General features: G+C 30.7%; 11 protein-coding genes. 3 read left to right on the top strand and 8 right to left on the bottom strand.

Going from position 1 to position 14,810, the window contains the following annotated elements; all coding sequences use genetic code 11:
- Window positions 1–10: 10 nt before the first annotated feature.
- Window positions 11–1,975, bottom strand: a complete 1,965-nt coding sequence (gene uvrB, locus BQ9840_RS10925; RefSeq protein WP_077369818.1) for an excinuclease ABC subunit UvrB — start codon at window positions 1,973–1,975, stop codon at window positions 11–13.
- A 159-nt stretch (window positions 1,976–2,134) separates the two neighbouring features.
- Between uvrB and BQ9840_RS10920 the strand changes: the two genes are divergently transcribed.
- Window positions 2,135–3,718: a hypothetical protein gene (locus BQ9840_RS10920; protein ID WP_077369817.1), complete on the top strand. Its 1,584-nt coding sequence runs from the start codon at window positions 2,135–2,137 to the stop codon at window positions 3,716–3,718.
- A gap of 25 nt (window positions 3,719–3,743) precedes the next feature.
- On the opposite strand, the gene BQ9840_RS10915 is transcribed toward BQ9840_RS10920, so the two are convergent.
- From BQ9840_RS10915 to ftsE, 5 genes are all read right to left on the bottom strand, one after another.
- Window positions 3,744–4,886 (bottom strand): hypothetical protein, encoded by a 1,143-nt coding sequence (locus BQ9840_RS10915; protein WP_077369816.1) that lies wholly within the window; start codon window positions 4,884–4,886, stop codon window positions 3,744–3,746.
- A gap of 29 nt (window positions 4,887–4,915) precedes the next feature.
- The gene (locus BQ9840_RS10910) at window positions 4,916–6,142 is read right to left on the bottom strand and encodes a S41 family peptidase (protein ID WP_077369815.1); all 1,227 of its coding nucleotides are present in this window, start codon (window positions 6,140–6,142) and stop codon (window positions 4,916–4,918) included.
- Between the two features lie 185 nt (window positions 6,143–6,327).
- Window positions 6,328–7,452 carry a murein hydrolase activator EnvC family protein gene (locus BQ9840_RS10905; RefSeq protein ID WP_097677485.1) on the bottom strand — a complete coding sequence of 375 codons (1,125 nt, stop codon included), beginning with the start codon at window positions 7,450–7,452 and terminating at the stop codon, window positions 6,328–6,330.
- 18 nt (window positions 7,453–7,470) lie between these two features.
- Window positions 7,471–8,373, bottom strand: a complete 903-nt coding sequence (ftsX, locus tag BQ9840_RS10900) for a permease-like cell division protein FtsX (RefSeq protein ID WP_077369813.1) — start codon at window positions 8,371–8,373, stop codon at window positions 7,471–7,473.
- Window positions 8,357–9,043, bottom strand: coding sequence for a cell division ATP-binding protein FtsE (gene ftsE / locus BQ9840_RS10895; RefSeq protein WP_077369812.1), 687 nt, complete (start codon window positions 9,041–9,043; stop codon window positions 8,357–8,359). Before ftsE ends, ftsX begins: the two co-directional genes overlap by 17 nt.
- A 195-nt stretch (window positions 9,044–9,238) precedes the next feature.
- Here ftsE and BQ9840_RS10890 point away from each other — a divergent pair, with 195 nt between their 5' ends.
- Window positions 9,239–9,811: a 5-formyltetrahydrofolate cyclo-ligase gene (locus BQ9840_RS10890; RefSeq protein WP_077369811.1), complete on the top strand. Its 573-nt coding sequence runs from the start codon at window positions 9,239–9,241 to the stop codon at window positions 9,809–9,811.
- A gap of 83 nt (window positions 9,812–9,894) precedes the next feature.
- A complete protein-coding gene (locus tag BQ9840_RS10885; protein ID WP_077369810.1) occupies window positions 9,895–11,082 on the top strand; it encodes a coenzyme F420-0:L-glutamate ligase in 1,188 nt (395 codons plus the stop codon).
- Between the two features lie 36 nt (window positions 11,083–11,118).
- Here BQ9840_RS10885 and BQ9840_RS10880 read toward each other — a convergent pair whose 3' ends face one another.
- Window positions 11,119–12,183 carry an AI-2E family transporter gene (locus BQ9840_RS10880; RefSeq protein ID WP_255371034.1) on the bottom strand — a complete coding sequence of 355 codons (1,065 nt, stop codon included), beginning with the start codon at window positions 12,181–12,183 and terminating at the stop codon, window positions 11,119–11,121.
- A gap of 182 nt (window positions 12,184–12,365) precedes the next feature.
- Complete coding sequence (locus tag BQ9840_RS10875) at window positions 12,366–14,756, bottom strand: AAA family ATPase (RefSeq protein WP_369800226.1); 2,391 nt, start codon at window positions 14,754–14,756, stop codon at window positions 12,366–12,368.
- Window positions 14,757–14,810: the final 54 nt, after the last annotated feature.

Here is a 14,810-nt window from a genome sequence, read left to right as displayed (position 1 = left end):
TTCACCTCTATTATAACTTCTCTTTTAATTCTACTATCTTATCCCTCAACTCTGCAGCTCTTTCAAAGTGCAACATCTCTGCTTCCTTTAACATTTCTTCTTCTAATCCTTGTACTATTTCTAGTATTTTCTCCTTGGATAATTTTTCAGTAGCATATGTCTCATCATCTTCAACAACCTTTGTTGCTTCTATAACATCTCTAATTCCCTTTACTATAGTCTTAGGAGTAATATTATTCACCACATTGTACTCATTTTGAATTTTCCTTCTTCTATTTGTCTCAAAGATTGCCTTTTTCATTGATTTAGTCATCTTATCAGCATACATGATTACCTTTCCTGATGAGTTTCTCGCTGCTCTACCTATAGTCTGTATCATAGATGTCTCTGATCTTAAAAATCCTTCCTTATCTGCATCCAATATTACAACAAGAGAAACTTCTGGCAAATCCAATCCCTCTCTTAATAGGTTAATTCCTACTAATACATCATATTTACCTAGTCTTAAATCCCTTATTATTTCCATCCTTTCAATAGTATCTATATCAGAATGAAGATAAGTTACCTTAATCCCTATTTCTTTAAAGTAATTTGTAAGATCCTCAGACATTTTTTTAGTCAATGTAGTAATGAGCACTCTTTCATTTTTCTTTTCACGAATTCTAATCTCTTTTACTAAATCATCTATTTGGTTTTCAGTTGGTCTAACTACAATCTCTGGATCTAATAGTCCTGTAGGTCTTATAATCTGTTCAACAATTTTTTCTGAATGCTCTAATTCATATGGTCCAGGAGTGGCACTTACAAATAATATTTGATTTATATGTCTCTCAAATTCATTGAACTTAAGAGGTCTATTATCTAGTGCAGAAGGAAGCCTAAATCCATATTCCACTAATGTAGTTTTTCTAGATTTATCACCTTCATACATACCCCTTATTTGAGGAATAGTCACATGAGATTCATCTACTATTATCAAAAAGTCATCTGGAAAATAATCTATCAATGTATAAGGCTTACTTCCCTTAGGTCTACCACTAATATGTCTAGAATAGTTTTCTATTCCCTGACAATATCCCATTTCCTCAAGCATCTCAATATCATATCTTGTTCTCTGTTCCAGCCTTTGTGCTTCTAACAGTTTATCTTGACTTCTGAGTTCTTTCAATCTTTCATCTAATTCAACTTCAATACTTTTAATAGCCCTCTCTATCTTTTCTGGAGAAGTGGCAAAGTGAGAGGCAGGAAATATGGAAACATGACTTCTAAGTCCTATGATCTCCCCAGTAAGATAGTTTACTTCAACTATCCTGTCTATTTCATCTCCAAAGAATTCTACACGGATGGTATTTTCACTTGAAGAAGCTGGAAATATCTCCAACACATCTCCTCGCACTCTAAAAGTTCCTCTAGTAAAATTTATGTCATTTCTAATATATTGAATATCTACAAGTTTTCTTATGATCTCATCTCTATCTTTTATCATACCTGGTCGAATAGAAACCACCAAATTTTCATAATCAATAGGATCCCCTAATCCATATATGCAAGATACACTTGCTACTATAATCACATCTCTTCTCTCAAATAAAGATGCTGTTGCAGAGTGCCTTAGTTTGTCTATTTCATCATTTATAGAGGCATCCTTTTCAATATAAGTATCTGTTTGGGGTACATATGCCTCTGGTTGGTAATAATCATAATAACTAACAAAGTATTCAACAGCATTGTTGGGGAAATACTCTCTAAATTCACTAGCCAATTGATAGGCCAATGTCTTATTATGTGCTATTACTAATGTAGGCCTTTGAACTTTTTCAATAATATTAGCCATTGTAAAAGTTTTTCCCGACCCAGTTACACCTAGTAATGTCTGATATTTACTTCCACTCATCAAACCTTTAGACAATTTTTCAATTGCTTCTGGCTGATCACCTGTTGGTTTATAACTTGATTTTATCTCAAAATTACTCATATCTTCACCTCATATTTGAACACTAGTTCGAAACATACTTCAATTATAATATATATTAAAATAAAATCAAATAGATTTTAAAGTTTTTTCTCTAAAAAAAAGGACATTGAACTTATTTGTTGAATAGTATAAACTATCTATATAAGGAGGAGGCCGTTTATGAAAAAAATAGTTTTATTAACATTCGTGACATTCTTGATTATAACTCTTACTGCATGCAGCACTAATAAAATTACTGAATTAGAGCCTGCCGAAGAAACAAACGAAGAAATATTAGGATTTAAAATTGAAAAAATATTACTTTCTAAAGGATATCAAACACTAGAACCAAAAGTAGAAACCATTACCAAAGACAATAAAACTAAACTATCTATTAGTTTTGGACTCATAGAATGTTCTGGAGTAACTATAGATAAAATCACCAAAAAAAATAACGAAATAAATATATATACCAATAGACTATTAGAAGATGACAAAACTCAATTAGCAATACCCCAAGCCACTGTACTTCTAGATAAAATTTTAGATGGCAAAACAGATAATTATAAATTTAATATAATAAATAAAAATTATTCTCCTATAGAATTAAAATTTGGAAAAACTGAAATACTCAACAATATTTATGCCCAATTTAAAATTGCGCCAAACTCAATACCAGATGTTAGTCTTATAAGACAAAAAGATAGCTTTGTATGGAATATTGTTTTCAATGGTATATTTGATAGAGGAAATTTACAAGCACCTCTAATAAATTTAAATGTAAAAGCTGATGCCTTAACAGGAGAAATAATCGATTCTGACAAAGACATTGTTTCTGACTATATTGATGATGGAATGATATTAGATTATATACCGAAAAAATATTTGTTATACAAACAGGAAAATTTGAACAATAATGAAACAATTGATGTTCTATGGCTTTATGATTTAGAAAAAAAAGAAAAACATCAGATATACGAAACAAACCATTCTATCTATTTATCAAAATTTAGTCCAGACCACAAGAATATATCTTTAATTGAGAATGATAATGGAGTGACTAATATTTATTTAATCAATATAGGGAAAAAAGTTATACATAAAATAACCCCCGTTGGTCATAGTCATACTTGGAATATGGAATGGAAAAATGCAAACAATCTTTACTTTATAGATAATAGTTCAAAAGGTTCTTCCATAGTATTTTTATATAGTATTAAAGACAACAATGTAGATGAAATATACAAAATTCCTAAAAATATATCTAGTTTTGATATTGAAGATGATTTATTAGTTCTTACAGAATATGATGATAAAAAAATAAATAAAGCTATTTTTATAACAGAAGATGGAGTATCCTTTGATAAGATAGATATAGGTCACAATATAAGTTTTCTAGATAAAAATACTATTGTATATCTAAAAAATATTTCTGACAAAAATGAAGATAAGCTATTCCTTTACAATGTAAAAGATAAAAAGATGAAAACACAAACAGATATCAATGTAATAAACTATTTACAGATAAAACCAGAAGTATTGCTTCTTATAGAAAAAAATAGTTGTGAAAATGATTATAAACTATTGTATTATAATACAGCAAAAGATAAAGTACGAGAAATAGCTAGAATCAATAATGAGAAAATTTACTATGATGAAGAATTGAACAAAGGATATATCTCACTTTCACCTCCATTAGAAAATAGTAAGAGACATATAATATATTCAATTGATTTAAATAAGATGAAAATTAAAGATAAATAAGGTACCCTTTTCACTAAGGAGTACCTTATTTTTTTATCTTTTCCATTAGTCTTTTTATTGGACTTTTTGCTTCTTCCATAACAAAGGCATATTCAGGTATTTTAGGTATAACTAATACATCCAAGCTATCTATTCCTTCTCGATAATTTTTATATTCCTTTGTTATAAGTCCTTTTTTCATATCCAATACATCTAACCAGATATATTTAGGTTTCATCATAAGTGATTCTACTATATCCCTTTTAGAATTTATCCTGTTTCCATTTATACTAATTAGTATATCTCCAGTTTTAAGTCCTATCTTTTCTCCAACACCATCTGGCAATGTATCAAGTATTTTTAACCCCATGGATGAAGGTACAAATATTGGCCTTCCCGTATCTTCTCTGCTTCTTCCAAATTGTATTATCAATTCATGTAGTAATGGAGACGAAATAGCTAAAGGATATAATAACACATTGTACTGTTTAGAAAGTTGAGACAATAGTAGAAGTACCAAGCTAAATAATAATAACATACCTGAAGTTTCTTTTGTTTTATCTTTTGGAAACTTAGTTAAAACATAATCTCCATATCCTAGTACAGCTAATATCACAATTGGATAAACTCTATTTCCTTGAACTAATATTAAAAATGGCATAGGCCAAAACCTATTCATGTTAAAACCACCGACTATATCGTTATCCTTTTCCATAAAAATAGGCATTCTTCCACTATGTCCATCAGTTATTATGAGTAAACTCTCAACCAAATGAAGTACAGCTACTACAGTCATAACACTTACTACATTTATTTTGGGAAAACCAAAAATTAAACTTATTAGAGATATGAGACCTCCTGCATATGAAAAGCATATAAATCTTGGATGAATAAGAGAAAGTAATAATGCTGTTGGAAGTATAAATAAAAAATCATTTCCTTCTACTGTGGTTCCTAACAATATAAATATTATACTTGCAACTATTCCACCTAAAATCCCTAAGATAGTCGAAGTAATCATCCTTTTGTATAAGGGCTCCCTATGGGAGCCCAAAATCATCTTTTCCATTTTTGCTAGTTTTCTATATTGAAAATACACTATCACAACTACAATCCAGTATATTGGTGACTTAAGTGAAGTCAATATAGAATGTACTGAATAAAACAAAACAGTCTTAAAATCTAACATATACAACTCTCCTAAAATATATCAATTTACTATTGACCCATTTTTTCCTTCAATATTTCTAAAGCCTTTTTAAGTTGTATATCTTCACTTAGATTATCTATTCCTATAAACTCAACATCCTCTGGCAATTCAATTACCACATCTGGAGTAATTCCTATGCCATGGATATTAGTTCCATTAGGTGTAAAATACTCTGATACAGTCAATTTATATCCAGAGCCATCTGGAAGTTTAAATATTCTTTGAACTATACCCTTACCAAAAGTCTTAGTCCCTACTAATACTCCTCTTTCTCTATCCTTAATAGCACCTGCTAATATTTCTGAAGCACTAGCACTTCCTTCATTGACAAGTACTACAAGGGGTAGATCTATACTCTTCTTATTTGACTTTAAATACTCTCTTTCACCATCCCTAGTTTGTGTATATACTATATCTCCTTCGTCTAAAAATTCATCAGCAATATTAGCACATACATCTAGAAGTCCCCCAGGATTGTTTCTTAAGTCTAATACTATCCCCTTTACTTTCTGCTTTTGAAGTTTACTTAATTCTTCTTTAAAATCTTCATAAGTTAAATCATCAAAAGAAATGATTTTAATATAGCCAATGTTATTTTCAACAACACTTGATTTTACACTCTTTAATCTTATTTCTTCTCTCTTAATAGTTAAATCAAATTGATTTTTCTTTCCTTCCTTGTCTTCTCTTAATATGGTTAAAGTTACATCTTCTCCTGGTTTCCCTTTCATTACCTTTACTGCCATATCCATTTTATCAGCTGTAAATTCTTCACCATTTACTTTGATTATTTTATCTCCAGTTTTTATACCAGCTTTCTCCCCAGGAGTATCTTCTATTGGTGAAACAACTGTTATCAAATTATCTTCCCCTGGCGAAACAATAACTCCTATTCCACCATAGACTCCCTTTGTATGCTCCATGAAATCATCAAATTCTTCTTTTGTCATATATATTGAATATGGATCTTCTAGTGACTGTAACATACCTCTTAATTGACCATCTAGAAGTTTTTCCTCATCTACTTCTTTTAAGAAGTTTTTCTTTATGGAGTTTTCCACCGCCATCAACTTAGAATAATCATTGTAAAATGATAGCAATTCATTGTATTCGGATTTTGAAATCATTACCTTTTTATTTAGTGGAGTCGGTAATATAGTACTTACACCAAATGTAATAATATTTGTAACTAATACTAATAAAACAATTAAAGTTATGCGCTTTTTCTTTGACATTCTATTCACCCCTATTAATAAGCATTATGTATTTAATATTATTAAAACTACTTTTACATTATACCACTAGGCCTATTAGTTCTCAAAATTAAGTTCATTTATATTATTGACAAATAACAAGAAAGTGAAACTTCAAAAAGAAAAAAACAAAAAGGGACAGTGAACCTGTCCCTCCGTCCTTATGCTTATTTTCCCTTTAGCCATGAAATAGGATCTTCATAGGAACCATTCCTTCTAACTTCAAAGTGACAATGTGGTCCTGTTGAATATCCTGTACTACCTGCTTTTGCAATAGTTTGACCTCGTTTTACTTCTGTACCTACTGATACACTTAATGAAGAATTGTGACCATAAAGTGTAACTATTCCTCCACCGTGGTCAACCATTACAGCCTTTCCATAACCGCCAAGCCAACCTGCAAAAATAACTGTTCCATCAGATGCAGAAACTATTGACGTACCTGTTTGCGCTGGAATATCTATTCCAGTATGTAATTTTTTAGTTTTAAATATAGGATGAATTCTATATCCAAAAGGAGAACTGATCCTAGAATGACCAGGTACTGGCCAACCCATTTTGCCCCCTGAATAGGGACCAGTTTTAACCTGAAGACTACGAATCTTAGATTTTATCTCATTTGCAGTCTTTATTAATTGGTCTTCCATTTTTTCTAATTCTTTTATGTCTTTTTCTAAATCTTTCATACGGCTTTCTTTATTTCTCGTAGCAACAACTAATTGATTCTTTTTCTCATCAATTTTTCTCTTTGTAACTTCTACAGATGCCTTTTGTCCTTGGAGTTCTTTTTCTTTCCTAACTACAATATCTCTTTGTTCTTTCATGTACTTAAGCAATTCTGTATCATGCTCTACTATAGCTTGTACCATTTCCTTTCTAGCTAGGAAATCACTTATACTAGTTGCTGATAATAATACTTCCAAATACCCTACATTTCCATTTTCATACATGACTCTCAATCTAGAATTAAGAGTATCATTCTTATCCTCTATCTTATCCTCAGCCTCTTTTATATCATTTGTAGTCTTTTCTATGTCTTTTGTAATTTTAGCTAATTGTTTTTCTACACTTTCTAATTCTAGTCCAACAGAATCTATTTCTCTGTCTAGATTATCTATTTCTTTTGATAACTCTTCTTGTGTCCTTTCTAATGCTTTCTTTTCCTTTTTGACATTTTGTTGTTGTTTTTGAGTGTCTTTCAGTTGCTTGTTTAAACTATTATCTGCATAAACTGTAGTAAAAGCCATTGCTAATGTGGCAATCAAAACAACAAAGGCGATCTTCCGTTTCATTTGCAAACCCTCCTTTTGCTAGGCATTTAAGAATCTCTTCAGTGAAACTAAACTACCAAGTGTACCTATTCCTACTCCAATAGATGTAAACATGATTGTTATGTCTTTTAACAGTGCATGTGGTGATACTAGATATACTGTGAAAATAACATAAAGCTTTTCGTTTATTACCTTAAAGAGGTATTCATACCCATAGTTTACTATAAGAATGGATAATCCTGCCCCTATTAGTCCTAAAATAACTCCTTCAATCACAAAAGGTCCTCTTATATAGCTATTGGTTGCCCCTACATATTTCATAATATTTATTTCTCTTTTTCTTGCCGTAACTGTTATCTTAATAGTATTTGAAATGATAAATACTGAAATGAACATTAAAACTACTATTATGACAACACCTGCGATTTTTATATAATTGGCCATTGTCAACAAATTATCTATAATATCTTTATAGTATTTGATTTTTTCTACGCCTTGTACTCCTTTTAGATTGTTTACTACTCCATCTGCATATTCGATATCTTCAAGTTGAATAATATATGAATTAGGTAGTGGGTTGTCTTCTAGACCTTCTAATAGAGAAGCTTTATCTCCCCAATCATTTTTCATTATTTCCATAGCTTGTTCTTTTGATTGGTAGATTACAGATTTAACACCTTCAGAATCTTTCATTTTGTCTTCAATTTTAGCTAACTGCTCTTCATCTAAATCGTCTTCTATAAATACGTGAATTTCATCAAATTTATTTTTAGTTTCTACTACCACATTATTAATACTTAATATAATAATCAAAACCATTCCAAGTATTATAAGAACTGCAGTTATAGACCCTATAGATGCTAGTCCCATTCCTCTGTTACGCCATGCTCCTTGAAAGCCTTGCTTGAGAATATTCTTAAACACTCTAAACTTCATACTCATACACACCTTTCTCTTCATCCCTTGCAATTCTTCCTGATTCAATTGCTATTACTCTCTTTTTCATAATATTTACTATATCTTTTGCATGAGTAGCCATGAGTATAGTGGTTCCCCTTCTGTTTATGTCTTGCAAAATTTTCATGATGTCCCAAGCTGTATCAGGATCGAGGTTTCCTGTAGGCTCATCTGCAATAAGTACTGGTGGATTGTTGACAATAGCTCTAGCTATGGCAACTCTCTGATGTTCCCCACCAGATAACTGATCTGGATAAGAATTAGCTTTTCCACTTAAGTCCACCATGCTCAATACCATTGGAACATTTCTTCTTATCTCCTTTGGATGAGCTCCTATTATCTCCATGGCAAATGATATATTTTCATATACAGTTTTGTTTGGAAGTAGTCTAAAATCTTGAAAAACTACTCCTAAATTTCGTCTGATATATGGCACCTTTCTATTTTTTACATTTGTTATATCGACTTTATTGAGTAAAATTGTTCCAGATGTAGGCTCTTCTTCTTTTAAGAGAAGCTTTATAAGAGTAGACTTTCCCGCTCCACTGGGTCCAACTAAAAAAACAAACTCTCCTTTTCCTATAGATATATTTATATTATTTAATGCTTTAGTTCCATTATCATAAACCTTACTTACATTGATAAATTTTATCACCTTTTTACCACTCCTATGATGAATTGCGTCATCTTTATTGTGAATTACACGATATATAATAACTTCTACTAATAATCAAAAAAACCTTTATTTTTAATCAATTATTCTAGTTATTTTTTGTCAAAAACCTTTTTAGTATTATAATATATATTATAATATAAAGTAAGCAATAAATAAACACTAAGAGGTGATTCTATGAATAAAAAAGAACTAAGAAGTGTATATATAAAAAGACGAGATATGATATCTGAAGATGATGTAAAGTCCATGAGTCAAGCCATTGCAAATAATTTATATGATTTAGATTTATACAAAAACAGTAATTTTATCATGAGTTATGTAAATTTTAGAAGTGAAGTTATAACTGAAGAGATAATTAGAAATTCACTAAATTCAGGTAAAAAAATAGGTGTTCCTATTTCTATTACTAAAACAAAGGAGCTTTTGATTTCAGAGTTAAAAGACTATGACAATGAATTAGAATTAGGTGTTTATAATATATTGACTCCTAAGAAAGAGTATATAAGAGAAGTTGAGCCTTCAAAGATTGATTTAGTTTTGGTTCCGGGAGTAGCCTTTGATAGACAGGGATACCGTATCGGCTATGGTGGAGGGTATTATGATAGATTTTTGAACAAATTAAATGATAGTGCTGTTACAATAGCATTAGCTTTCTCTGTTCAACTTATTGAAGAAGTACCTAAGGGAGAATACGATTTACCAATTGATTATATACTTACTGAAAAGGGACTGATTCATTGTAATTAAATTTCTAATTATTTCTACTAAGTTTTCATTTAAATGTTATAATATTAAAAGAATGCATTTAATTCTCAATGGGAGGAATAGAAATGGTAAGAACAGTAGGTACTACGACAAGGGGTATAAGAACCCCTATTATAAAAGAAGGTGACAATATAGTAGATATTGTAGTGGATTCAATATTACAATCTGCTAAAACTGAAAACTACAATCTAAACGATAGAGATGTTGTAGGAATAACAGAATCCTTAGTAGCTAGAGCACAAGGAAATTACGCTACTATTGAACAAATCAAAAAGGCTACAGATGATAAATTTGAAAGTGATTTTGGAGTGATATTCCCAATTCTCAGCAGAAATAGATTCTCCATTATCTTAAAAGGTCTGGCTATGACAGGTAAAAAAATCTATTTAGTTTTAAATTATCCTTCTGATGAAGTGGGAAATCATCTAATGAATATAGATAAAATGGATGGATTAGGAATAAACCCTTATACCGATGTATTAAGTGAAAGTGAATATAGGAAATTGTTTGGTGAAAATGTTAGACACCCCTTTACAGGAGTGGACTATGTTCAAATGTATAAGGATTTAGGAGTTAATGATAATATTGAAATACATCTTTCTAATGATCCTAGAACTGTATTAAACTTTACTAAAGATGTTCTAGTAGCAAATATTCATGAGCGAAAGAGAACTAAGAGAATATTAAAGGATGCTGGTGCTAAAAAAGTTTATGGACTAGATGAAATTCTAACTACATCTGTTGATGGTAGTGGATATAATCCTGAATATGGTCTTTTAGGATCAAATATGGCTACTAAAGATAAAATTAAACTTTTCCCTAGGAATTGCCAGCACTATGTTGATGAAATACAAAGGAAACTAAAAGAAGCTACTGGAAAACATATTGAAGTAATGATATATGGAGATGGAGCTTTCAAGGACCCTGCAGGGAAGATTTGGGAACTCGCAGATCCAGTTGTTTCCCCTGGCTATACTGAAGGACTTAAAGGCACTCCAAATGAAATCAAGTTGAAGTATTTAGCAGACGCTGAGCTAAATGAACTTGAAGGAGAAGAAATGAAAAATGCCATTGTTCAAAAGATAAAAGAAAAAGATAATAATCTAGTTGGTCAAGCTGAGTCATTGGGCACAACACCAAGACAATTGACTGATCTATTAGGAAGCTTATGTGACTTAACTAGTGGCAGTGGAGATAAGGGAACTCCTGTTGTACTTATACAAGGATATTTTGACAATTATGCAACTGAATAATAGGTATGTAAAAAGGGTGGTAATACCACCCTTTTTTTAATATTTTATTCCTTTTGTCTGTAGTTGTTTTTTTGTATATCTATCTATTAAAGATCTAACAACAGCTGCTACAGGAACTGCAAATAGCATACCCCATACTCCAAAGAATCCTCCACCAATCAATATTGCAGTGATTATCCAGAAAGGCTTCATTCCAACTTGTATACCCAATATTTTAGGTCCCAAATACAATCCATCAAATTGCTGCAATAAGAATATGAATATTACTACCCATAAGGCCTTTATAGGTCTATCAAACAATGTGATTACAGCTGCTGGAATCATTCCTATAAATGGTCCAAAATACGGAATCATATTTGTTATACCAACAATAAGGCTTATTAAAAGAGCATATGGAACTTTCATTATCCATAGTCCTATTAAACAAAGTATTCCAATTATAGCTGAATCTATTATTTTTCCAACGAAAAACTTTGAAAAAGCTCCATTTATCTCCCTCTGTACTATTCCTAAGGTTTCTGCTGTTTCATTTGAAAACATTGCGTAAGTAATCCTTCTGAAACCATTTACAAACTGTTCTTTATCTTTAAGAATATATACAGATATTATAGCACCCATGATGAAATTAAATATTCCAGATGTAAGATTGATTATTTGAGTTATTGTCTTATTTAATAGTGGTCCTATGCTTTCTTTTGCCTTGACCATAAGACTTTCTAATGCTGACTTAATCTCTTCTACAATATAATAGTATTCAGTTTTACCGTGGAATTTATTTGGTAATCCCTCTAACCATTCTTGAGTAATATCAATATACTCTGGCAATTCTTTTCCTAAGTTTTTAATACTATTAACAACCATTGGAGTAATAAATAATACAAATAATGTTATTATTCCAAAGAAAATTATATATACAATAAGAATGTTTAACCATCTTTTTAACTTAAACTTTTTTTCTATTTTCGCTAATAATACATTTAAAAAAAATGCAATAGCAAAAGCCCAAATAAAAGGTCTTAATATATTGTGTACTGTTATTGACACATCTTCGCTATTAACTAATTTAAATAGTATAAATGAAAACAATAATAAAAAAAACAATTTTACATGATTTATTTTTTTCTCTATTTCTAATCACTCCATTCTATTTTTTGTATATTACATTCTATCATTTTATTATCTATTTTAAAAGACATTTTGAAACCCTTTTCAAAATTTTTTTACTAACGAAAATCCCCTAAACTAAATGGGAACAACCCTTTTAGCTAGGGAATTTATAATCATTACTCATAATCTTTACTTAAATCTGAGTATTCTTCTAATCTTTTTTGTACCAAATAATTAATTGTTCCTTCTTTGTAATTTCCTTCTTCGTCCATTTCTCCTGCTTCCATATTGGTCAATATCTCTATCCCTTCGTCTATACTTTCCACAGCATAGATTTTAAATAGTCCTTCTTTTACCGCTTCAATTACTTCATCATTTAACATTAAATTTTCTACATTTTGCTTTGGAATTATCACACCTTCACTTCCAGTAAGTCCTTTGATTTTGCAAACCTTATAGTATCCTTCAATCTTTTCATTGACTCCACCAATAGGCTGAACCATTCCCTTTTGATTGACTGAACCAGTGACTGCTATTGCTTGATTTATTGGTATGTCTGCAAGACTTGATAGTAATGCGTAAAGTTCTGTACTAGAAGCACTATCTCCTTCTATACCGTCATAAGACTGTTCAAATGTTATACTTGCGGTAACTGAAAGCTGAATATCTTTGGCATATTTTTCTCCTAAATATCCACCAAGTATTAGTACTCCCTTGTCATAAATACTTCCACTTTGATCTACTTCTCTTTCTATATTTAGAATACCTTCTTTGCCTAAATAAGTATTTACTGTTATCTTACAAGGCCTGCCAAAGTTGTATTGGCCTATATTCATAACAGATAAGCCATTTATTTCTCCTACTTTCCAACCACTTGTGTCAAGTAATATAGTACCATCTTCTATATATTCTAGTATTTTTTCTTCATATATATTGTTTCTGTAGACTTTTTTGTTTACAGCCATCAAAACATCTTCTTTTGTAACTACATCCCTGTTTTCTGCTGTAGTATAAGCCTCTGCTTCATATATGATTTCAACTAACTCATTAAATCTAGCCGTCAACTTATTTTGACTCTCTGCTATCCTACTACTTAAATCTATTATTGAAGCTAATGCAGTTCTATCAAAGGGCTTTAAGTTTTCTTCTTCACATTGATAGGCTACAAAGGAACCTATTTTCATTATGTTTTGACTATTTCTTTCCATCTCAACATCAAAATCCGATCTGATTTTGAAAAGTTTCTTGAAATCTTCATCATATTGATAAAGTAAGTGATATGTCATATAGTCTCCAATGATTATAACTTTTATATCAAGGGGTATAGGCTCAGGTCTTAGGGTTTCAGATATTATGTTTAGACCAGTAATATTTTCAATAACTATTTCTTCTGTAGAAATAGCTCTTTTTAGCCCATCCCAAGCCGCTTTGCTCTGAAGTATATCTTTTGCCTGTATGATTAGATAGCCACTATTAGCCTCATGTAATGCTCCTGGTCTTATCTTAGTATGATCAGTTCTTAGTCCCCCTAATTCATTTACATACTCTATTTTCCCCATCAAATTGTAATAGTTTGGATTCATTTCCCTTATTACAGGGGCACCTTTGACATCTTTATTATCAATAAAGAGATTAACTTCGTATCTTTTGAAAAAATCTTCCTTCCTATCAATTGGAATCAACGCATTGTCTAGATATTTTTCTTCTTCAACAACAAATTTATCAAAGTTCTTAACTATATCCTTCTTCATATCTAATAGATAACTATTAACCCCATTTTGAACTTGAAACTTTTCTACTATAGGATCAATGTATAGTGAAGCAACTTCTAAGGTTTTCTGCTCTTTTAGTTCCTTAATTTTATCTCTTAGACTAACTTCCAAGTCTTTAATTCTCTTTACATAATCAAAAACCTGTTTACTTAGTTCTTCTGAAAGCTCCTTTAGTTTTTCTACTTGAGATATAGTCAAGTTTTCAATTTCTTCATCAGTCATAGGTCGCCCATCTACTAATGGTAGACTTAAAATTCCTCGATCTGTTTGTTTAAATACAAAATTATAATTCTTTGCCACATCATTTAACTCATCAATAGTTTCTTGAGCCTTTTTTTGATGTTGACCATATATTAAATTTTTACTATCTTCATATTCTTTCGATGATAGTATCTTTGGTATCTCTAACTTTATATTTTTAATCGCTTCTTCTATGTCTTTTTTAAATATCGTACCCATACCTGATTCTAAGCTAATAGCTCTTGGAGATTTGGAATTTCTAAAATTAAATACATAACACCAATCTTTTGGTCTATCTTTTTTCTCTGCAAACTCCTTTGCCACCAAGTATGAATAACTATTTTTTCCTGTTCCAGTAAGCCCCGATACATAGATATTGTATCCCTTTCTCTTTATAGAAAGTCCAAACTTTAGTGCTTCCATCGCCCTCTCTTGCCCAATAAGCTCCCTTGACACTGGAATATTGGAAGTAGTATCATGCTCAAATGTATCAGCAGTACATCTTCTCTTTAAACTTTCCAGAGGCACTTCGTATTTAGTAAACAATTTGGTCACCCCCATAATTCTACTGATACCCTATTTTATTATATATATATCGTTTTTGTGAAT

Origin of the sequence: Anaerosalibacter sp. Marseille-P3206 (assembly GCF_900155565.1) — a bacterium.
Taxonomy (GTDB): domain Bacteria; phylum Bacillota; class Clostridia; order Tissierellales; family Sporanaerobacteraceae; genus FUHM01.
Note: the sequence above shows the minus strand (reverse complement) of the source record. Positions and strands in the feature narration are given on the sequence as shown.

What these genes read in the sequence shown, in the direction of transcription:
- ftsX (WP_077369813.1), bottom strand. Translation starts at nt 8,373, where the DNA reads ATGAGTATGAAGTTTAGAGTGTTTAAGAATATTCTCAAGCAAGGCTTT.
- BQ9840_RS10890 (WP_077369811.1), top strand. Translation starts at nt 9,239, where the DNA reads ATGAATAAAAAAGAACTAAGAAGTGTATATATAAAAAGACGAGATATG.
- uvrB (WP_077369818.1), bottom strand. Translation starts at nt 1,975, where the DNA reads ATGAGTAATTTTGAGATAAAATCAAGTTATAAACCAACAGGTGATCAG.
- BQ9840_RS10910 (WP_077369815.1), bottom strand. Translation starts at nt 6,142, where the DNA reads ATGTCAAAGAAAAAGCGCATAACTTTAATTGTTTTATTAGTATTAGTT.
- BQ9840_RS10885 (WP_077369810.1), top strand. Translation starts at nt 9,895, where the DNA reads ATGGTAAGAACAGTAGGTACTACGACAAGGGGTATAAGAACCCCTATT.
- BQ9840_RS10915 (WP_077369816.1), bottom strand. Translation starts at nt 4,886, where the DNA reads ATGTTAGATTTTAAGACTGTTTTGTTTTATTCAGTACATTCTATATTG.
- BQ9840_RS10920 (WP_077369817.1), top strand. Translation starts at nt 2,135, where the DNA reads ATGAAAAAAATAGTTTTATTAACATTCGTGACATTCTTGATTATAACT.
- BQ9840_RS10905 (WP_097677485.1), bottom strand. Translation starts at nt 7,452, where the DNA reads ATGAAACGGAAGATCGCCTTTGTTGTTTTGATTGCCACATTAGCAATG.